Source organism: Amycolatopsis cihanbeyliensis, from assembly GCF_006715045.1.
In the GTDB taxonomy this organism is placed as follows: domain Bacteria; phylum Actinomycetota; class Actinomycetes; order Mycobacteriales; family Pseudonocardiaceae; genus Amycolatopsis; species Amycolatopsis cihanbeyliensis.
Genome location: NZ_VFML01000001.1, coordinates 500,723 through 519,097 on the forward strand (window position 1 = coordinate 500,723; position 18,375 = coordinate 519,097).

The following is an 18,375-nucleotide window of genomic DNA, read 5'->3' on the forward strand; positions in this document are numbered from 1 at the left end:
GGTCGTAGGCTGACGTTGTGAGCAAGTCCCCCGACGAATCAGCAGACGACCAAGCCCAGGACACCGCCGGGCGGCCGGCGCGAGCAGCAGGCCCCGCCGGGTCCCAACCCGTCATGGTGGTGGCCTTCGAGGGGTGGAACGACGCGGGCGACGCCGCCAGCACGGCTCTCGAGCATCTCCAGCTCAACTGGGACGCCGATCCGCTGGCCGAGCTCGATCCCGACGAGTACTACGACTTCCAGGTGAGCAGGCCCACCGTCCGCATGGTGGACGGGGTCACCCGCCGGGTGGAGTGGCCGACCACCCGGCTCGCCGTATGCCGGCCGGAGGGCGTCGACCGGGACATCGTGCTCGTGCAGGGCCCCGAGCCGAACATGCGCTGGCGCGCCTTCTGCGCCGAGCTGGTCGAGCACATCGAGCGGCTCCAGGTGTCCACCGTCGTCACCCTCGGCGCCTTGCTGGCCGACACGGCGCACACCCGTCCGGTGCCGGTGACCGGGACGGCCTACGACGCCGAAGCGGCGAACCGCTTCGGCCTGGAACGTAACCGCTACCAGGGACCCACCGGGATCGTCGGTGTGCTGCAGGACATCTGCGTGAACGCCGGGATCCCGGCCGTCTCGGTGTGGGCGGCCGTCCCGCACTACGTCTCGCACCCGCCCTCCCCGAAGGCCACCCTCGCCCTGCTGCACAAGCTGGAGGACGTGCTCGACGTGGAGATCCCGCTCGGCGCGCTGCCCGAACAGGCCGAGGAGTGGCAGCGGACGGTCAGCGAGATGGCCGAGGAGGACGAGGAGATCAGCGAGTACGTGCGTACCCTCGAGGAACGCGGGGACGCGGCGATCACCCTCGACGAGACCAGCGGCGACAAGATCGCCGCCGAGTTCGAGCGCTACCTGCGGCGACGTAGGCCGGACGGGCCGGGACCGACCGGCCGCTGAACGCCGGCGGCGGCTCGGGCGAGACGCGCGCGCCGCGTCGCGGACGCCCACCCGTTGCGGTGCGCCCGGGGCTACAGGAGCCGGCGTAACGGGACCGCGCCGCGGGTGCGTCGACGCCACTCCCGGGGGTAACCGAGGGAGACCTCCTCGAACCGCACCCCGTCCTGATGGGTGGTGCGCGGAATGTGCAGGTGGCCGTAGACGGCGATCTCGGCACGGTAACGCAGGTGCCAGTCGGCGGTCTCCTCGGTGCCACACCACATGGCGAACTCGGGCCAGTACAGCGGCGCCGTCGGGTGCCGGTGCAGCGGCCAGTGCGACACCAGGATCGTGCGGTGATCGGCGGGGACCGCGGAGAGGCGCTCGCCGCTGATCTTCAGCCTGCGCGCGCACCATTCCGACCGGCTGGGATAGGGATCGGGGTGCAGGAAGAACTCGTCGGTGCAGACCACACCGGCGTCCTTCGCCTGCTCCAGCGCCTCGGCCACGGGCAGGCCCTCGGCCTGGGGCGTGCGCCAGGTGTAGTCGTAGAGCAGGAACAGCGGGGCGATGGTCAGCGGGTGCCCGGCGTGCTCCCATACCGCGTACTCGTCCTCCGGGGTGAGCACGTCAACGGTGCGGCAGCGGCGCACGATCTCCTCGTACCTGGCCTGCCCCCGCGCCTGCACCGGGTCGTCCTTCGTCGTCCACAGCTCGTGGTTGCCGGGAACCCAGACGACCTTCGCGAACCGCTCGCGCAGCATCGCGAGCGTGTCGATGATCGCGGGCACCCGTTCCGCGACGTCACCGGCGACGATCAGCCAGTCCTCGGGTGTCTCCGGTCGGATCGTGTCGACGACGGGCGCGTTCCCATCGTGGGTGACGTGCAGGTCACTGGTGGCGAACAGGTGTGGCACGCCGACCACCGTAGCTGCCGTCCCGCCGATCTCGCCCCCCGTTTCGCCACACCACTAACCACAGCACCAGTAGGCCGGCCACGATCTGCAGACAAGCCTGCACGTCAAGCAACCCGGTGAGCGGCAACCGACCAGCGAGGGCACCGGCCGCCCACATGCCCACCGCGGTGCACCCGGCCATCCCGGCGAACGCCGCACTCAGTACCCGGCCGGTCAGCGTGGACGGCACGGCGGTCTGCACCACCGCCAGCAGCCCGGAAGTGGCAGCCACGGCGGGCGCACCGGCGACCGCGAACAGCCCCAAGTACAGCCCGAAGGCCGTGGTGAGCGCCGGGCCGTTCCAGATCAGCAGGGACATCAGCCCCAGTGCCAGTGTCGCCCAGCCGAGCAGGGCCGCAGGGGCCACCCTGCGAACCAGGGTGGCGACCGCGATGCCGGCGACCAGGCCGCCCACGGCCTGCACACCGCGCAGCACACCGACCTCCGCCGGTCCCCCACTGAGCGAGTGAAGCACGAACAGGACGAACAACACCAGGAACATCCCCTGCGCCAGCGACATCAGCGCCAGCGCCACGCCGGTAAGCCGCAGCACTCGCGCACGCCGGATCATGCCGACCCCGGCCAGCCAATCCCGCAGCATCGACCGGCGTCCGGACGGCTCGGGCCGGGCGGTCCCGGCAGTGAACCGGGGAATGAGCAATAGCCCGGCGACCAGCAACGCGGCGAGGTAGCCGCCAACCAGCCAGCCCATGCCGCCGAACCCGAGCAACAGCCCGCCGCCGGACGCGCCCGCCAACCGGGCCACACTCCCGTTGAACCCCATCAGCCCGTTGGCCGCGGTGACCAGCCGGGCATCCACCAGTTCCGGAATCAGCGCGCCGCGCACCGGCTCGAACGCGGCGGCCAACCCGGCCTGCGCGGCCATGACCAGGTACACCACCGTGAGGTCGGCACCGCCGACGGCAAGCGGGACCGCGGCCAGCCCCTGGCCTGCGCAGACCACGCGGAGCAGCACCTGCCGGTCCCAGCGGTCGGCCAGCACTCCCGCCAGTGGGCTCAGCACGACCGCGGGCAGCAGTCCCAGCACCATGATGGCAGCCGTAGAGGTCGCCGATCCGGTCAGCTGGTACGCCAGAACCGGCAAGGCGGCCTGCAGCATCCACTCCGCCAGCTCCGAGCACAACGACGCCAGCCACAGCCGGGCGAACCCGGGCTCGCGCAGTACCTCGGGGCCCCTCACGAGCTCGGTCTCCCGTCCGCCTCGATCCGCGGAAAGGCGCGCAGACCCGCGTGCACCGGCCGCGCGTCGGCGGGGGCGTCGGTGCGGATGGTGCTGACATAGGGACGGATCAGCGCGTCCACCGCCGCCACCAGCGCGTCGAGCTCGGCCGGGGTGACGCGCAGCGTGTAGGTGTTGAACGCGCTGGCACGCTGCCACTCCGGGTCGAGTTCCCGCGCGGTGTCCAGGAACCGCGTGGTCAGCTCCTGTTCCTCCCTCGCCGCCGTACTCGCAACGGCGAGCTGGGCGACCCGCACCGCCGGATCGTCGTCGAAGGCTCCGATGTCCAGCCCGACCTGGCCTACCCGCCACGGCCGCTGCCTGCCGTCGGCCCCCTCGGAAGGCTCCACCAGGCCGTACTGCGCCAGCTGTCGCAGATGCCAGCTGCAGTTGGACGCGGTCGAGTCGACGGCCCGGGCACACTCGCTCGCCGTGCGCGGCCCCACCGCGCTCAGGTAGCTGAGCAGCGAGGCACGCAGCGGATGCGCCAGCGCCCGCATCAGCTCCGCGTCCCTGGTTCGCCGGCGCGGTGGCAGGTTGGTCATGTCAGCCCCCCATACCTGAAAGAGTTATTTCGAAATATATCTTTCAGAGTATGGCCGCTCACGTCAAGAGCAAAACCGGTTGACCAACCCGGCTGCTGTCGCGTTAATGTCAGCTTCATCATGAAGAGCTGACACCGCGTCCGCCCCGTGTCCGAGGCCATCGCCCGGCGGGGATCCGTGCTGGCACCGGGACCGGTGATGCCTCATGTCTTCTTCCGCCTTTCTGCGCGCCGACGATCTCGCCTTCGCCTATCGCGACCGGGTGGTGTTCGACGGCCTTTCGCTCGTCGCGGGCGCCGGCACCCGGCTGGGCCTGGTCGGCGAGAACGGCACGGGGAAGTCCACCCTGCTGCGGTTGCTCGCCGGGCTGGAATGCCCGCAGGCCGGGCAGGTACGGCGCGGCACCGACCTCGGGTTCCTGAACCAGGAGCTGCCGTTCCCTTTCACGGCGAGGGTCGCCGACGTGCTGGAAGACGCGCTCGCCGAGATCAGGGGCGCGGCGCGACGGCTCGACCGGCTCACCGAGCGGCTCGCCGACCGTCCGGAGGACGCCCGCGCGCTCGAGGAGTACGGCCAGGCGCTGGAGTGGGCACAGGCACACGACCTGTGGGACGCCGACCGGCGGGCCAAGCTGGTGCGCATCGGGCTCGGGCTCGGCGACATCGACACCGGACGCACGCTGGACACGCTCTCCGGTGGCCAGCGGTCCCGGCTCGGCCTCGCCGCGCTGCTGATCCGGCAGCCGGAGACCTTGCTGCTGGACGAGCCGACCAACCACCTGGACGACGAGGCGGCCGAGTTCCTCGAGCGGCATCTCGCGGCGTTACCGGGCACCGTCGTGCTCGCCTCGCACGACCGGGTGTTCCTGGACGCCGTCTGCACCGACCTCCTCGACCTCGACCCCGCGCTCGGCGGGCCGACCCGGTACGGCGGCGGCTACTCCGACTACCTGGCGTACAAGCGCGCCGAGCGGGCCCGCTGGGCGCAGCGCTTCACCGAGGAGCAGGCGGAGCTGCGAGAGCTGCGGCACGCGGTCGCGGTCACCGCGCGGGACATCAACCACAACCGCGGGCCACGGGACAACGCGAAGATGGCCTACGACTTCAAGACCGGGCGGGTGCAACGGCAGATCTCCCGCCGGGTGCGCAACGCCCGGCAACGGCTGGCCGAGCTGGAGCGCGACCAGGTCCGCAAGCCGCCCGCCCCGTTGCGGTTCGCGGGCACGCTCACCGCGCGGCCACGGGCGGAAGGTCCCGCGCTGTCCCTGCGGGAGGTGCACGTGCCCGGGCGAATCCACATCGGACGGTTGGACATCGGCTCCTCGACCCGGTTGCTGGTGACCGGAGGCAACGGCGCGGGCAAGTCCAGCCTGCTGGCCGTGCTGGCCGGCAGGCTGGAACCCGCCGCGGGGACCGTGCACCGGCGCCCCGGCTCCCGGGTCGGGCTGCTCGAGCAGGACGTAGTGTTCGCCGATCCCGCCCGCACCCCGCGACAGATCGTCGCGGCGGCCGGGGCCGGCGTCCTGGCCGACCTCGGCCTGCTCGCGCCGCGGGACCTCGACCGGCCGGTGGGTGTGCTGTCCACCGGGCAGCGCCGCAGGCTCGGCCTCGCGCTGCTGATCGCCGACCCGCCCCAGGTACTGCTGCTGGACGAGCCGACCAACCACATCTCACTCGGTCTGGCCGAGGAGCTCACCGCGGCACTGGACACCGCCCCCGGCGCCGTGGTGATCGCCTCGCACGACCGCTGGCTGCGGCGCGGCTGGTCCGGTGCGCACCTCGCCCTCGCGGAGGGCGAGGTCGCCGGTCAGCGGCCGCCGAACACCACGTCCGAGCAGGTGTAGAAGGCCTCGCCGCTGTCCGGAAGCACCCGCTGCCAGATGGAGTAGATCAGATGCCGCCCGGTCTTGCCCTCGGGCAGCGTCGCCCGGATCTGGTACGAGCGGTTCACCAGCGGCGGGTTGTCCACCCGGTGGAACAGCTCCAGGTCGGACCACCGCAACGGCCGGGTCGGGTCGTAGCCGTCGCGGGTGACGTAGAGCTCGAAGTACCCGCGGTGCGGCACGGCGGCCAGGTACTGGAAGGTGTACTCACCGCCGGTCGGCATCGGGGTGGCCTCCCAGTCGGCCCTCGGCAGGTCGAGGCCGCGGTACTTCGAGCGCCCCGCGCTGCACAACTGGCCGTCCGGGATGATCTCCCGGTGCCGACCGTTGGCGTTGGGCTGGTTCACCTCGTTCCAGTCGTAGAACACCCACGACCCGCTCGCGGCCACGGCCGCTTTGCAGGCCGCGGAGTCCGGGGACTCCGGGCCCTCCAGGTAGCAGTTGTAGACCCGGCTGACCGGGTCACCCATCGAGCCGTGCGCGCCCGCGACGCCCGCGGTGAGCAAGGACGATCCCAGCACGAGCGCGCCGGTGAACGCGGTCAGCAGGGTCAGGCTTCGAGTCTTACGCCTTCGCATGGACAGACCTCCGCTTGGCAGGGAAAGCGATCCCACCAGCGTGACTGGTCCAGTCCATTACGCCCAGCGCCGAAGGCAGGGTGTGCGATGACGATGGCCGATAGCCCGCGATTATCGGCCCTACAGCCGGATCCCGAGCAACGCGTCCACCGCGTCCCGCATCAGCGTGGGCGCCCCCTCGTCGGTACCGCCGTGGCGCACCGCGTCCTCGACCCAGGCATCGACCGCGGCCAGCGCCTTCGGGGTGTCCAGGTCGTCGGCGAGATGGTCGCGGAGCCTGTCGACCGTGGCGTCGGCGGCCGGCCCCGCGGGCAGCGCCACCGCCTCGCGCCAGCGCGCGAGCCGCACCTGTGCCTGCCCCAGCAGGTCCTCGGTCCAGGACCGGTCGGCGCGGTAGTGCCCGGCCAGCAGCCCCAGCCGGACCGCGGCGGACTCCGCCCCGTCGGCCCGCAGCCGGGACACGAACACCAGGTTGCCCTTGGACTTCGACATCTTCGCACCGTCCAGGCCGATCATCCCGGCGTGCACGTAGTGCCGGGCGAACGGGTGCTGCTCACACAGCGCCTCGGCGTGCGCCGCGCTGAACTCGTGGTGCGGGAAAGCCAGGTCCGACCCGCCGCCCTGCACGTCGAACCCCATGCCGAGGCGGTTCACCGCGATCGCGCTGCACTCGATGTGCCAGCCGGGCCTGCCCGGGCCGAGCTCGGAGTCCCACTGCGGCTCCCCCGGCCGCGCGGCACGCCACAGCAACGCGTCCATCGGGTCCCGCTTGCCCGGCCGGTCCGGGTCACCGCCGCGTTCCGCGAACAGGGTCGCCATGGTCGCGGCGTCGTAGTTGGACTCGTAGCCGAAGTTCGGGGTGGCGGTGCGGTCGAAGTAGATGTCCGGGAACTCCGGGTCGTCCGCGCGGTAGGCGGCCCCGTTGGCGAGCAACTTCCCGATCACCTCGACGGTCTCCGGCATGCACTCCACCGCGCCCACGAACTCCCGCGGCGGCAGCACCCGCAGCGCCTCCATGTCCTCCCGGAACAGCGCGGTCTCCCGCATGCCGAGTACCACCCAGTCGTCCTGGTCCCGCTCGGCGCGCTCGAGCAACGGGTCGTCGATGTCGGTGACGTTCTGGACGTAGTGCACCTCGTGCCCCGCGTCCAACCACAGCCGATGCACCAGGTCGAACGCGAGGTAGGTGGCGGCGTGCCCGAGATGGGTGGCGTCGTAGGGGGTGATCCCGCAGACGTACATTTTGGCCACCCGGCCCGGGGCCGTCGGTCGCAGCTGTCCACTCGAGGTGTCGTGCAGCCGCAGTGGACGAGGCGTCCCCGGCACGCGGGGCAGGGCAACCGATGACCAAGTTTGCATACCACCCACACTAAGTGCATTCCCCGCCCCGGCGCCCACCCGGTGGGACCGCCCCCCGATGAGTGACCTCGTTCCGCGCGAAGGACGCGAGGAACGAGGTCACTCGTGGCGGATCAGGTGTGCCGGGCGGCGTTGGCCTCGGCGGCGTCGCGAATGAACTCACCCACGCCGGGGCGCTGGTCCGGTTCGCGTACGAGGAAGCCGAGCTGCGCCGGCTCGGTGACATACAACTCGGTGATGTGCCGGTGCAACTCGTACCCACACTCTCCCATGAACTCGCCCAGCATCCGGCGATGCTCCTCGGCGAGGTCCATGGCGGCCACGCCGTCCGCGGCCGCGCCGGAGTCGAGCAAGCCGAGCAGCGTGGCCACCCACGCCCGCCGCGTGTCCTCAGCCTGCCGCCACTCCCGCTCGCCGAAGTCGGCGGTCCGCTCGCGGGCGGTCTGCCACTCCTTGGTGTGCCCCCACCGGCGCCCGGCCTCCTCGGCGTAGCCGGGCGGTTCGGCGTGGCCGAAGATCTCGAACTTCTCCTCCGGGGTCAACGCGTTGCCCATTTCCTTGGCCTCCAGTACCTGTTCGACGGAGGCGACCATGCGCCGCAGGTGCTCGATTCGCTCCAGCAGCAGGTCTCGCTGCCGGCGCAGGTGCCCGACCGCATCGTGGTCCGGGTCGTCGATCACAGCGGCGATCGCCTCCAGGGAGAACCCGAGCTCGCGGTACAGCAGGATGCGCTGCAGCCGGTCCAGGTCCCCGTCGCCGTACCGCCGATACCCCGCGTTGCTGCGGCTGCTCGGCGAGAGCAGCCCGATCTCGTCGTAGTGGTGCAGCGTGCGCACGGTGACTCCGGCGAGCTCGGCGACCGCGCCGACCGGGTAGCTCACGGTTCTCCCCTCCTTCGGCGCCGCCGTCTCCGCGGCGCCCGTGCCGGTTCAGACTGCGGCCTCCCGCTACGTGAGGGTCAACTCCCGGCCGGCTCCGTCCCGGTGAACGACGTGGACCAGAGGAACCGCAACCCCTCATCCAGGTCGGAGCCGCTGGGTGAGGCGGCCGGGTCGAGCAACCACTGGACCGACAGACCGTCACAGACCGCGATCACCAGGCTGGCGATCGTCACGCATCGGCTGTCCGCGGGCCGGACACCCTCGCCGATCGACTCGGCCACCAGCTCGGCCACCCGCGCCCGCAGCCGCCGGTACTGGTCGGCGAACTGCGCCCGCAACGACGGCGTGCGCTCGGCCTGCGCCAGCGCTTCGACATAGGACAGCAGCAGTGCCCGCCTGCTGGACAGGTTCTCCAGCATCACCGTCCAGGTGAGCAGTCCGCGCTCGGCAGGCGAGGCATGCGGGTCGGCCATGGCCACCCGTGCCAACTGCTCGGTCCACTCCTCGAGAACCTCGCCGATCGCCTCGTTCAGCAGGCCCGCCTTCGACCCGAAGTGGTACCCGATCGAACGCAGGTTGGTCCCGGAGGCCGCCACCAGATCGCGGGCCGTGATATGCGCGTACCCCTTGTCCTCCAGTAGCCGGCGTGCCGCCGCGAGCAGGTCTTGCCGATGGCCCACCGAGCCAGGATAGACCTCCGGCCGCGGTGACGCTTGACACCACAGGTATACGCCCGTAGAAATTTATACGGACGTATTAGTCGGCTTCCCTTCGAGGAGCAAGCCAGATGACCACCGGTACCGCGACGCCCACCGCCCCGCGCCTCCCGCCGGGGCCGCGCCTCCCGATGACCGTCCAGACCGCGCTGTTCGGCATGTTCCGGCACCGCTGGCTGCCCAGGCTGCGTCGCCGGTACGGCGAGGTGTTCCGGATGCACGTCTACCCGGAACGACACGTGGCCCTACTGTCCAATGTGGAAGACATTCGTACGGTGTTCGCCGGGTCGAACACCGTCTTCCACGCCGGCGAGGGCAATATGGTGCTCGGCCCGCTGATGGGCGAGCACTCCGTACTACTCACCGACGAGGGCGCGCACCTGCGCGCCCGCAAGTTGCTGATGCCCGCCTTCCACGGGGCCGCCCTGCGCGGCTACCGCGACCTGGTCGGCGAGCTCGCCGAGGCGGAGGTACGGCAGTGGCCCGCGGGCGGGCCACTGCCGACACACGACAGGATGCGAGCGCTCACCCTCGAGGTGATCCTGCGGGTGGTCTTCGGCGTGGGCACCGGCCCCCGCCTCGACGAGCTGCGCACCCGGTTGGGCAGGCTGGTCGAGGTCGGACCACTCGACATGATCGGCTGGTTCAACCCTGGCTTGCGCCGGATCGGCCCGTGGCGCCGGTTCGCCCAGAACCAGCGGCGGGTCGACGAGCTGCTCTACACCGAGATCACCGAGCGCAGGCAGGCCGCCGACCTGGAGTCCCGCGCGGACGTGCTGTCCCGGCTGCTCGCCGCGCAGGCGGGCGGCGAGCGGCTGTCCGACACCGAGCTGCGCGACCAGTTGATCACTTTGCTGCTCGCCGGGCACGAGACCACCGCCACCGCCTTGGCCTGGGCGTTTCACGAGCTGGCCCGCGACCCCGCACGGCAGGCGAAGGCCGCCGAGGCCGCCGCCGACCCCGGCACGGAAGGAGACCGGTACCTCGAGGCGGTGACCAAGGAGTCCATGCGCCTGCGCCCGGTGCTCACCGAGGTCGCCCGCAAACTCACCGAGGACGTGCACGTCGGCGGCTACCGGATCCCGGCCGGGTACACCGTGCTGCCGTCGATCGCGCTCGTGCACGCCGACCCGCACCGGCACCGGGAACCTCACCGGTTCCGGCCGGAGCGCTTCCTCGAGGACGGTCCGTCACCGGGCGGCTGGCTACCGTTCGGCGGTGGCGTACGGCGCTGCCTCGGCGCGGGCTTCGCGCTGATGGAAGCCACGGTCGTGCTCCGCGCGGTGCTCAGCCACTACCGGCTCGCGGCCGACCGGGAGCGCCCGGAACGCCCCAAGGCGCGGCACATCACCCTGGTGCCGAACCGCGGCGCGCGGGTGCTCGTCACCTCACGTTGACCGTCAGTAGCCATTCGTAATGTAATAGTAATGTGATCTAGGTTACAGCTCGGCGATTCGGGGCGATGCTGGAGGTGGTACTCCGATCCCCGAACCGAAGTAGGTGGCCCGATGACCGAGGCGGCTGGCGGCACGACGAACGGCCGGTATCTGGTTCTGCTGGAGGATCACTCCGGTGACGCGGGTATACGCACCATGGCCGATGTGGCCGGGCTCCGGCCGGCCAACACGGCCGACCTGGCGGGGACCACCCTGTCCGACCTGACCGCCGAGGTGGACGGCGTGCTGCTGTACGACCTCGGCGTCGTCCTGATCACCGCGGCGCCCGACCAGGTGGAGGCGCTGGACCGGGCGACAAGGGAACGCGGGCCGATCGCACGGGTGGAGCCGGAGCGGACGGTGCACGCGATCTCCCCTGCCGCGCCCGCCGCCGAGCAGGCAGGCATGGACGAGAGCACCCTGACCTGGGGCCTCCAGGCGGTCGGGGTGACGGAGAGTGACGCCACCGGAGCCGGGATCCGGGTCGCGGTACTGGACACCGGCTTCGATGTCGACCATCCCGACTTCGCCAGACGTACCGTGGTGACCAGGTCGTTCATCCCGGGCGAGGACATCGCGGACGGGCACGGGCACGGCACGCACTGCATCGGCACCGCCTGCGGTCCGCGCGAACCCGCGGAAGGCCCTGGCTACGGCATCGCCCACGAGTCCGAGATCTACGCGGGGAAGGTACTCAGCAACGCCGGCTCCGGCACCGACGGCGGCATCCTGGCCGGGATCTCCTGGGCGATCGCCCACGGTTGCACGGTGGTGTCCATGTCGCTCGGGGCGCCGACCCGTCCTGGCGACCCGCACTCCCCGATCTTCGAGCGCGCGGCGCGGCGCGCCCTGCAACGCGGAACGCTCATCGTGGCCGCCGCGGGCAACGACAGCAGGCGAGCGCAGGACCACATCGCTCCGGTCGGGCATCCGGCGAACTGCCCGTCCGTCCTGGCGGTCGGCGCGGTGGACGCACGCGACGGGATCGCGGACTTCTCCTGCGGCACGGTCGATCTGGCGGGCGCGGTCGACCTGATCGGCCCCGGGGTCGATGTGTACTCGAGTTGGCCCATGCCGGACCGGCAGCACACGATCAGTGGCACCAGCATGGCGACCCCACACGTCTCCGGGGTGGCCGCCCTGATCGCACAGCGGTACGGCGGGGGCGGGCTGGAGCTGTGGGCCCGGCTGAGCCAGACCGCACACCGTTCCGCCTTGCCTTCCACCGACGTCGGTGCTGGACTCGTGCGTGCCCCCGGCGCAGAGGGGTAGCACCGCATGGGAGGCGAAGGTGGAGCCGGAACACGAGGTGATCGTGTCGGTCACCGAGGAGGGCATGGCCCGCCTCGACCGGGTGGTGGCGGACCTGCGTGCGGCGGGGCTGGTCGTGCGTGAGGTGCTGGGGCCCCTCGGCATGGTGACCGGCTCGGTCCGGGCCGGGACCGCGGCGACGTTACCGGACGTGCCCGGCGTGCTGGACGTCGAGTACGCCCGGTCCTACCAGCTCCCGCCGGAGAACGGGCCGCGCGAGCGCAGGTAGTCACCGACCACCGCGGCTCCGAGGCCGTCCAGGTCCGGCGCCACCACCCTGCCGCCGGCGCGGCGGGCCAGCAGGTCGACGAACTCGGTCAGCCGCGGGTCGTCGCCGAGCCGGAACACGGTCATCGCGGCGCCGAGCTTTCCCAAACGGTCCACTTCGGACAAAGTCGTGAACAGGGTGCGCGGCGTCGGCGGGTAGTCGAACACCGCGGTACCGTCGGGTTCCAGATGCGCGGTGGGCTCTCCGTCGGTGACCAGCAGCACGACCGGCTGGGCGTCCGGATGCCTGCGCAGGTGCCGCCCCGCCAGCAACAGTGCGTGCTGCGCGTTCGTGCCCTGCTCCCACGTGCCCTCCATGCCGACCAGCTCGGCCAACTCCACCGTCGCCGCGTACCTGCCGAAGGTGATCAGCTGCAGCGCGTCGTCGCGGAACCGGGTGGCGATGAGCTGTTGCAGGGCCAGCGCGGTCCGCTTCATCGGCAGCCACCTGCCCTCCTGCACCATGGACCACGAGGTGTCCACGCACAGCGCGACCGCGGCGCGGGCCCGATGTTCGGTCTCGGCCACCTCCACGTCCGCGACATCCAGCCGCACCGCTGCGCCCGAACCGCCGGAAGCCGTGCGCAGCACCGCGTTGCGCACGGTGCGCGGAACGTCCCAGGGCTGGGTGTCTCCGAACCGCCAGGGCCTGCTGGACCCGCTGGGCTCGCCTGCCGCGCCCGCCGAGGCGGTGTCCCGATCCCCGGTGCGCCCGCGCAGGGACCGGATCACGTCCTTCAGCGCGGTTTCCGCCAGCCGGCGCAGCGCCTTGGGGGACAGCCGCAGCGAGCCGTCCGGTGTCCGCTCGAACATGCCCTGCGCGCGCAGCTCCCGTTCCAGCTGGGCGAGCCGTTCGGCGTCCACACCGGACTCCTCGCCGAGCTGCCTGCGCAACGCCTCGGTGTCGATGTCCTCCAGCCTGGCACCCGGGTAGGACTGGGAAAGCTGCTCGGCGAGCGCGTCCAGTTCGGCGAGGTCGACCATGGCCCGCGCGCCCTCGCCGAGACCGAGCGGGTCGTCCCCGCGGAACCGGGCCGCCGAGGCCCAGTCCTCGCCAGGGCGCAGCCCGCGCAACTGTTCGTCCAACCTGGACAGTTGCTCCGCCAACCGGGGGTCGCCGAAGGCCTGCTGGGACAGCTCGGCCAGCTCCGCGCGTTGCTCGGGAGTCATCGAGTTCAGCATCCGCTGCGCCGCGGCCGCGCGGGCCGCGAGCGCGTCGATCAGCTCGTCCACAGTCCGCGGGTTCTCCGGGAAGAAATCGCCGTGCCGTCGCATGAACTCGGCGAAGCGTTCCTCGATATCGGCGAATCCCCGCGCGTGCGCGGAGAGCAGGGCGTTCAGGTCGGCCAGCATCCGGTCGACCCGCTCGACATCCTGCCCGGTGGTCTCGGCCAGCGCGTTCTTCATGCCCTCGAACCGGGAGTCCAGCAGTTCCCTGCCGAGCATCTGCCGGATACGCCGGTAGGCCTCCGCCGCCTCCGGCGAGGTCCACTCGTAGTCGTCGAGCTCGGCCACCGCCGCGGCGGTTCCGGTGGGCAGCAGGTCCAGCCGCGCCTCGCGGAACCGGGCGTCCTCGCCGGGATCGCCTGCCAGCGCCGCGCGCTCGTCCCGCACCGCCTCGTCCAGCAGGCGCCGCACCTCCAGCAGGGTGCCGTCCAGCCGGTGCCTGCGCTGGATCTCCGCCCGGCGCTGCCACAGCCGCCGGGTCAGCTCGTCCAGGCCCGGGGTGTTCGCGGTGCCCCTGCGTAGCAGTTCCTCCAGCGCGGAGCGTGGCGAGGCTCCCGCCATCACCTCCTGGCCTACCTCATCCAGCGCGTCCCGCAGGTCGGCGGGCGGCGCCAGCGGGTCCGGCCCCTCGTGCCACGGCCCGTAGGAGTAGCTCATGGCTCGACTCCTCCCCGCCGCGCTCCTCGGCCCGCGGGCCGGACCTGCGATGCTCGCGGGTCGTCGCCTTCGCCGCTCATGGCTCGACTCCTCGCCGCTGCGCTCCTCGGCCCGCGGGCCGGACCTGCGATGCTCGCGGGTCGTCGCCTTCGCCGCTCATGGCTCGACTCCTCGCCGCTGCGCTCCTCGGCCCGCGGGCCGGACCTGCGATGCTCGCGGGTCGTCGCCTTCGCCGCTCATGGCTCGACTCCTCGCCGCTGCGCTCCTCGGCCCGCGGGCCGGACCTGCGATGCTCGCGGGTCGTCGTCTTCGCGGCTCATGGTCCGTACACCGTGGTGTCGTCGTCGGCGTCCTTGGCCAGCCTGCGGGCGAGGTAGAGCGACTCCAGCGCCAGCTCCACGGCGGCGGCGAGCCGGCCGGCCGGCTCGTCCGAGCCGACGCCCGCCCGCTGGGCCACCTCGTGCAGCACCGGCAGTTCGGGCAACGCCGCCAGCACCTCCTTGCCGGGCACCCGGTCCCCGGTGGCGACCAGGTGGCCATCGGCGACGGCATGACTGAGCGGCTCGAGGTCCAACCCGGCGAAGCGCTCCCGCGCGGTCTCCGCCACCGCCCTGCGCAGCAGGTGCACCAGGTGCTCGGTCTCCCGGCCCTCCTCCCCTGGCTCGAACTCGAGCTTGCCGCGCAGCACCACCGGAACGGCGTCCAGGTCGACCGGCCGGGCCACCGCAGGCTCCTCCCCGGTCAGCGCGGAGCGACGCAGGGCGGCGGCCGCGACGGTCTCGGCGGCGGCCACCGCGAACCGGGCCGACACGCCCGAGCGCTGGTCGATCACGTTCGATCCGCGCAGGTTGCGCACGAACCGGGCCAGCACCTCCAGCAACGGGTCGCCGACCTCGGCGACCAGCTCGGCCTCCTGCCGGACCACACCGACCTCGGCGGCGACGTCCAGCGGGTAGTGCGTGCGGATCTCCGCGCCGAACCGGTCCTTGAGCGGGGTGATGATCCGCCCGCGGTTGGTGTAGTCCTCGGGGTTGGCGGTGGCGACCAGCACCACGTCCAGTGGCAGCCGCAAGGTGTAGCCGCGGACCTGGATGTCGCGCTCCTCCATCACGTTCAGCAACGCGACCTGGATACGCTCGGCGAGGTCGGGCAGCTCGTTGATCGCCACGACTCCCCGATGAGCCCTCGGCACGAGTCCGAAGTGGATCGTCTCGGGGTCACCCAGGCTGCGCCCCTCCGCCACCTTCACCGGGTCGACGTCACCGATCAGGTCGCCGACCGAGGTGTCCGGGGTGGCCAGCTTCTCGGTGTAGCGCGCGCTCCGGTGCAGCCAGCTCACCGGCAGCTCATCCCCGAGTTCGGCGACCCTGCGCAGGGAAGCGGGCGTGATCGGGCGCAGCGGGTGCTCGGCGAGCTCGGAGCCCTCGATCACCGGCGTCCACTCGTCCAGCAGCCCGGCAAGGGTACGCAGCAGGCGGGTCTTGCCCTGCCCACGCTCGCCCAGCAGTACCACGTCGTGCGCGGCGAGCAGTGCCCGCTCGAACTGCGGCAGCACCGTGCCGGAGAACCCGAGGATGCCTGGCCACGGATCGCGGCCGGCGCGCAGCGCGCTCAGCAGGTTGTCGTGGATCTCGGTCTTGACACCGCGCGGCAGGTAGCCCTCGGCGCGCAGTTGTCCCGCCGTGCGGGGCAGATGTGCGGGTGCGGGGACGTTCACCCCGCCGACGCTACTCATCGCGGCCGCGCGCGTCGACGTGGAGCTGCTCCAGAGGCGAGTGCGTCCCGGGTGGGAGAACCCGTAGTGTGGGTCGCTGTGTGCTGTCCCAGTGCGACTCTCGCGGTGTGGTGCGCGGCATGGCTGCACGGCGCCGCGGCATCCGACAACGCTCTCGACGCGCTCCACGCGTGGGGCGAGGCGCATGAGGTCGTCGCGGCCGATCCCGACACCGCCGAGGCGTTCGGCATCCCGCTGACCGGCTCCGTACCGGCGCCGCCCGCCGCGCTGCTCACCGCGCTGCGCAAGCGGAACGCTCAGGACGCGCGACTCGTCCTCCCGGTCCCCGGCGACGTGCGCGGCCTCGGTGGTGGCGGCCCGCTGGCCGAGGCCGCCCTGCGCGCCGGCGAGGTCACCACCTTCCCCGGCATCGGCTATGGCGTGGTGCCCCAACCGATCGCCGAGGGACTGATGCGGTGGATCGTGTACCCGCTGGCCTCGCCGGTGCCTGCCGAGTCCGTCAGCCTTGGCGAGGCCGAGAACGCGCTCACCGACGCCGTCCGGACCAGCGCGGGAGCCCTGCAGGAGATGGAGGTGGCCAGGGAACGGCCGGGCGTACGGGACGAGCTGTCCGCGCGCCTGCGGTCCGCGCCCCGACCGGACTGGCCGCGCGGGACCCCGGGCCGGGCACTACGGGTGCTGCAACGCGCCGACGAGGTGGGCGCGATTCTCGCGCTGGCCCTGGCCGACGAGCCCGGCGGCGCCTTCTCCGCCTCCGCGGCGGGCCGGCGCGCCGAGGCCCTGCGCCCACTGTCCGACGCCGTCCGCACCGCCCGCGTCGCCGCCGTCTCCGAGGCCGTTCGGGTACTGACCGACTACGCGGACCGCCACCCGTAGCAGCACCGGCGTCGCCGAAAGCGGCGACGTATAGGTCGTTATACGGTCAGCCGGGGCGCTGGGCGGGCTCGCAGCAACGGGGCGCGCAGGGCGCGCCGTTGGTGGTGCAGCCGGCGGCCGGGAACCCGGAGAGCTTGCGCACCGGCGCGTCCGTCAGGTGTTCCCGGACCAGCTCGACCACCAGGTCGGCGAACCGCCGGTCGGAGTTCGGTGTGGCCGCGCGGGCGAAGCCCATGCCGAGCTCGGCCGCCCGCTCGGCGGCCTCGTTGTCCAGGTCCCAGATCACCTCGAGGTGATCGGACACGAAACCCACCGGGCACACCACCACCGAACCGACGCCCTCGGCGTGCAGCGCGTCGATATGGTCCACGATGTCCGGCTCCAGCCACGGCACCCGCGGCGGGCCGGACCGGGACTGCCAGACGACGTCGTGACGCTCCAGCCCGACCTCGGCGGCGACCAGCCGCGCGGCCTCGGCGACCTGCCGCGAGTAACGCCGCCCGCCCTCCTCGGGCGGCCCCGCCGCCCGGTCCGCGCTCTCCGGCACGGAATGCGCCACGAACACCGTGCGGGCCCCACCGGGCCGGCCGAGCTCGGTATGCGCCGCCCGCACCGCGTCGGCGAAGGAGCCGAGGAACAGCGGATGGTCGAAGAACTGCCGCAGCTTGGTCAGCCGCGGCGCGTCCGCACCCACCGCGGCCCGTGCCCGCGCGATGTCCTCGTCGTACTGCCGGCACGCCGAGTACCCACCGTAGGCGCTGGTCGGGAAGACCAGCGCGGAGCGCACCCCGTCGGCGGTCATCCGCGCCAGGGTGTCCTCCACCATCGGATGCCAGTTCCGGTTGCCGAAGTACACCGGCAGATCGAGCCCCTGCGCGGCGAGCTCCTTCTCCACCGCACCGATCGCGTCCCGGTTCAGCCGGTTGATCGGCGAGACACCACCGAAGTGGTGGTAGTGCTCGGCGACCTCGGCGAGCCGCTCCGGCGGCACTCCCCTGCCCCTGGTCACGTTCTCCAGGAAGGGCAGCACATCGTCCGGGCCCTCCGGACCACCGAAGGACAGCCAGAGTAATGCCTGATAGCCCATGTCACCCACGGCGACCATCTTCCGCCATGACCGGGCCCGCGCCGATCCGGGGCACTTTTTGTATCGGACGATCCAATACGTGCTACGGTCGCCGGTATGGCACGTCCACGCGAGTTCGACGAGCAGCACGCCGTCGAGCGAGCCATGCACGCGTTCTGGGAAACCGGATACGAAGGCACCTCGACCGAGCAACTGTGCGCGGCCACCGGGCTCGGCCGCAGCAGCATCTACAACACCTTCACCAGCAAGCACGCCCTGTTCCGCCGCTCGCTGCGGCACTACTCGCAGACGGCGCACCAGCGCCAGCTGGAGCTGATCGAGGGAGCGGGGCCGCTGCGGTCCAAGGTGCGGGCGCTGCTGAGCCGGTTGATCGAGGAGGAGCTGGAGCACGGCAGGCGGGGCTGCCTCGCGGTGAACACGGTGGTCGAGCTCGGCGGCAGGGACGCCGAGATCAGCACCGACCTGCGTCGCGATTTCGACCAGCTGATCGATGCCTGGCGGGCCGCGATCGAGCGGGCGCAGCGCGAGGGTGAGCTCGGCCGGGACGCCGACCCACTCGCACTGGCCCAGTTCGTCCACTCCACGGTCGGCGGGCTGCGGCTGATGGCCCGCAGCGGAGCCGACCGGGCCGCGCTGGAGAACGTGCTGGAGGTCGCCCTCACCGCCCTCTGACCCGCCCGGCCACCAGGCCGGTCCATTACG

General features: G+C 72.0%; 17 protein-coding genes. 7 read left to right on the forward strand and 10 right to left on the reverse strand.

The features are described from left to right. The first annotated feature begins 113 nt into the window (after positions 1–113). The gene (locus tag FB471_RS01990; RefSeq protein ID WP_142001487.1) at positions 114–941 is read left to right on the forward strand and encodes a PAC2 family protein; all 828 of its coding nucleotides are present in this window, start codon (positions 114–116) and stop codon (positions 939–941) included. A 71-nt stretch (positions 942–1,012) separates the two neighbouring features. Here the strand turns inward: FB471_RS01990 and FB471_RS01995 are convergent, their stop codons facing one another. Genes FB471_RS01995 through FB471_RS02005 form a run of 3 tightly spaced genes read right to left on the reverse strand, consistent with a single transcriptional unit; the run spans position 1,013 to position 3,661 of the window. After that, positions 1,013–1,837: a metallophosphoesterase family protein gene (locus tag FB471_RS01995; RefSeq protein WP_141995650.1), complete on the reverse strand. Its 825-nt coding sequence runs from the start codon at positions 1,835–1,837 to the stop codon at positions 1,013–1,015. Next, a complete protein-coding gene (locus tag FB471_RS02000; RefSeq protein WP_141995651.1) occupies positions 1,812–3,077 on the reverse strand; it encodes an MFS transporter in 1,266 nt (421 codons plus the stop codon). The genes FB471_RS01995 and FB471_RS02000 overlap by 26 nt, the downstream gene beginning before the upstream one ends. After that, positions 3,074–3,661, reverse strand: a complete 588-nt coding sequence (locus FB471_RS02005; RefSeq protein WP_141995652.1) for an ArsR/SmtB family transcription factor — start codon at positions 3,659–3,661, stop codon at positions 3,074–3,076. Before FB471_RS02005 ends, FB471_RS02000 begins: the two co-directional genes overlap by 4 nt. A gap of 205 nt (positions 3,662–3,866) precedes the next feature. Here FB471_RS02005 and FB471_RS02010 point away from each other — a divergent pair, with 205 nt between their 5' ends. After that, positions 3,867–5,504 (forward strand): ABC-F family ATP-binding cassette domain-containing protein, encoded by a 1,638-nt coding sequence (locus FB471_RS02010; RefSeq protein WP_141995653.1) that lies wholly within the window; start codon positions 3,867–3,869, stop codon positions 5,502–5,504. On the opposite strand, the gene FB471_RS02015 is transcribed toward FB471_RS02010, so the two are convergent. The 4 genes from FB471_RS02015 to FB471_RS02030 form a co-directional block, all read right to left on the reverse strand. After that, positions 5,468–6,121 (reverse strand): lytic polysaccharide monooxygenase auxiliary activity family 9 protein, encoded by a 654-nt coding sequence (locus tag FB471_RS02015; protein WP_141995654.1) that lies wholly within the window; start codon positions 6,119–6,121, stop codon positions 5,468–5,470. The two genes, FB471_RS02010 and FB471_RS02015, sit on opposite strands and share 37 nt — an antisense overlap. Positions 6,122–6,241: 120 nt before the next feature. Continuing rightward, the gene (gene mshC, locus FB471_RS02020) at positions 6,242–7,480 is read right to left on the reverse strand and encodes a cysteine--1-D-myo-inosityl 2-amino-2-deoxy-alpha-D-glucopyranoside ligase (protein WP_141995655.1); all 1,239 of its coding nucleotides are present in this window, start codon (positions 7,478–7,480) and stop codon (positions 6,242–6,244) included. A gap of 113 nt (positions 7,481–7,593) precedes the next feature. Continuing rightward, entirely contained in the window at positions 7,594–8,361 is a 768-nt protein-coding gene (locus FB471_RS02025; RefSeq protein ID WP_141995656.1) for a MerR family transcriptional regulator, read from the reverse strand. A gap of 77 nt (positions 8,362–8,438) precedes the next feature. Further along, positions 8,439–9,041 carry a TetR/AcrR family transcriptional regulator gene (locus tag FB471_RS02030; RefSeq protein WP_141995657.1) on the reverse strand — a complete coding sequence of 201 codons (603 nt, stop codon included), beginning with the start codon at positions 9,039–9,041 and terminating at the stop codon, positions 8,439–8,441. Between the two features lie 107 nt (positions 9,042–9,148). Between FB471_RS02030 and FB471_RS02035 the strand changes: the two genes are divergently transcribed. The 3 genes from FB471_RS02035 to FB471_RS02045 all read left to right on the forward strand — a co-directional run bounded on the left by FB471_RS02035 (position 9,149) and on the right by FB471_RS02045 (position 12,053). Further along, entirely contained in the window at positions 9,149–10,474 is a 1,326-nt protein-coding gene (locus FB471_RS02035; RefSeq protein WP_141995658.1) for a cytochrome P450, read from the forward strand. Between the two features lie 111 nt (positions 10,475–10,585). After that, entirely contained in the window at positions 10,586–11,785 is a 1,200-nt protein-coding gene (locus FB471_RS02040) for a S8 family serine peptidase (protein WP_141995659.1), read from the forward strand. Beyond that, positions 11,763–12,053: a hypothetical protein gene (locus FB471_RS02045; protein ID WP_246076204.1), complete on the forward strand. Its 291-nt coding sequence runs from the start codon at positions 11,763–11,765 to the stop codon at positions 12,051–12,053. The genes FB471_RS02040 and FB471_RS02045 overlap by 23 nt, the downstream gene beginning before the upstream one ends. Here FB471_RS02045 and FB471_RS02050 read toward each other — a convergent pair. Together FB471_RS02050 and FB471_RS02055 are read right to left on the reverse strand one after the other, a co-directional pair. Then, positions 12,011–13,975 carry a vWA domain-containing protein gene (locus FB471_RS02050; protein WP_141995661.1) on the reverse strand — a complete coding sequence of 655 codons (1,965 nt, stop codon included), beginning with the start codon at positions 13,973–13,975 and terminating at the stop codon, positions 12,011–12,013. The two genes, FB471_RS02045 and FB471_RS02050, sit on opposite strands and share 43 nt — an antisense overlap. 316 nt (positions 13,976–14,291) lie before the next feature. Next, on the reverse strand, positions 14,292–15,710 hold the full coding sequence (locus FB471_RS02055) for an ATP-binding protein (RefSeq protein ID WP_141995662.1): 1,419 nt from the start codon (positions 15,708–15,710) through the stop codon (positions 14,292–14,294). 78 nt (positions 15,711–15,788) lie between these two features. On the opposite strand from FB471_RS02055, the gene FB471_RS02060 reads away from it, so the two are divergent. Next, positions 15,789–16,586, forward strand: a complete 798-nt coding sequence (locus FB471_RS02060) for a hypothetical protein (protein WP_141995663.1) — start codon at positions 15,789–15,791, stop codon at positions 16,584–16,586. 46 nt (positions 16,587–16,632) lie between these two features. Here the strand turns inward: FB471_RS02060 and FB471_RS02065 are convergent, their stop codons facing one another. Continuing rightward, positions 16,633–17,673, reverse strand: coding sequence for a ferrochelatase (locus tag FB471_RS02065; protein WP_142001489.1), 1,041 nt, complete (start codon positions 17,671–17,673; stop codon positions 16,633–16,635). Between the two features lie 96 nt (positions 17,674–17,769). Here FB471_RS02065 and FB471_RS02070 point away from each other — a divergent pair, with 96 nt between their 5' ends. Continuing rightward, complete coding sequence (locus tag FB471_RS02070) at positions 17,770–18,345, forward strand: TetR/AcrR family transcriptional regulator (protein WP_141995664.1); 576 nt, start codon at positions 17,770–17,772, stop codon at positions 18,343–18,345. Positions 18,346–18,375: the final 30 nt, after the last annotated feature.

Coding starts and splice junctions, on each gene's coding strand:
- FB471_RS02015 (WP_141995654.1), bottom strand. CDS start 6,121: ATGCGAAGGCGTAAGACTCGAAGCCTGACCCTGCTGACCGCGTTCACC.
- FB471_RS02050 (WP_141995661.1), bottom strand. CDS start 13,975: ATGAGCTACTCCTACGGGCCGTGGCACGAGGGGCCGGACCCGCTGGCG.
- FB471_RS02005 (WP_141995652.1), bottom strand. CDS start 3,661: ATGACCAACCTGCCACCGCGCCGGCGAACCAGGGACGCGGAGCTGATG.
- mshC (WP_141995655.1), bottom strand. CDS start 7,480: ATGCAAACTTGGTCATCGGTTGCCCTGCCCCGCGTGCCGGGGACGCCT.
- FB471_RS02070 (WP_141995664.1), top strand. CDS start 17,770: ATGGCACGTCCACGCGAGTTCGACGAGCAGCACGCCGTCGAGCGAGCC.
- FB471_RS02065 (WP_142001489.1), bottom strand. CDS start 17,673: ATGGGCTATCAGGCATTACTCTGGCTGTCCTTCGGTGGTCCGGAGGGC.
- FB471_RS02010 (WP_141995653.1), top strand. CDS start 3,867: ATGTCTTCTTCCGCCTTTCTGCGCGCCGACGATCTCGCCTTCGCCTAT.
- FB471_RS02035 (WP_141995658.1), top strand. CDS start 9,149: ATGACCACCGGTACCGCGACGCCCACCGCCCCGCGCCTCCCGCCGGGG.
- FB471_RS02055 (WP_141995662.1), bottom strand. CDS start 15,710: ATGAGTAGCGTCGGCGGGGTGAACGTCCCCGCACCCGCACATCTGCCC.
- FB471_RS01990 (WP_142001487.1), top strand. CDS start 114: ATGGTGGTGGCCTTCGAGGGGTGGAACGACGCGGGCGACGCCGCCAGC.
- FB471_RS02040 (WP_141995659.1), top strand. CDS start 10,586: ATGACCGAGGCGGCTGGCGGCACGACGAACGGCCGGTATCTGGTTCTG.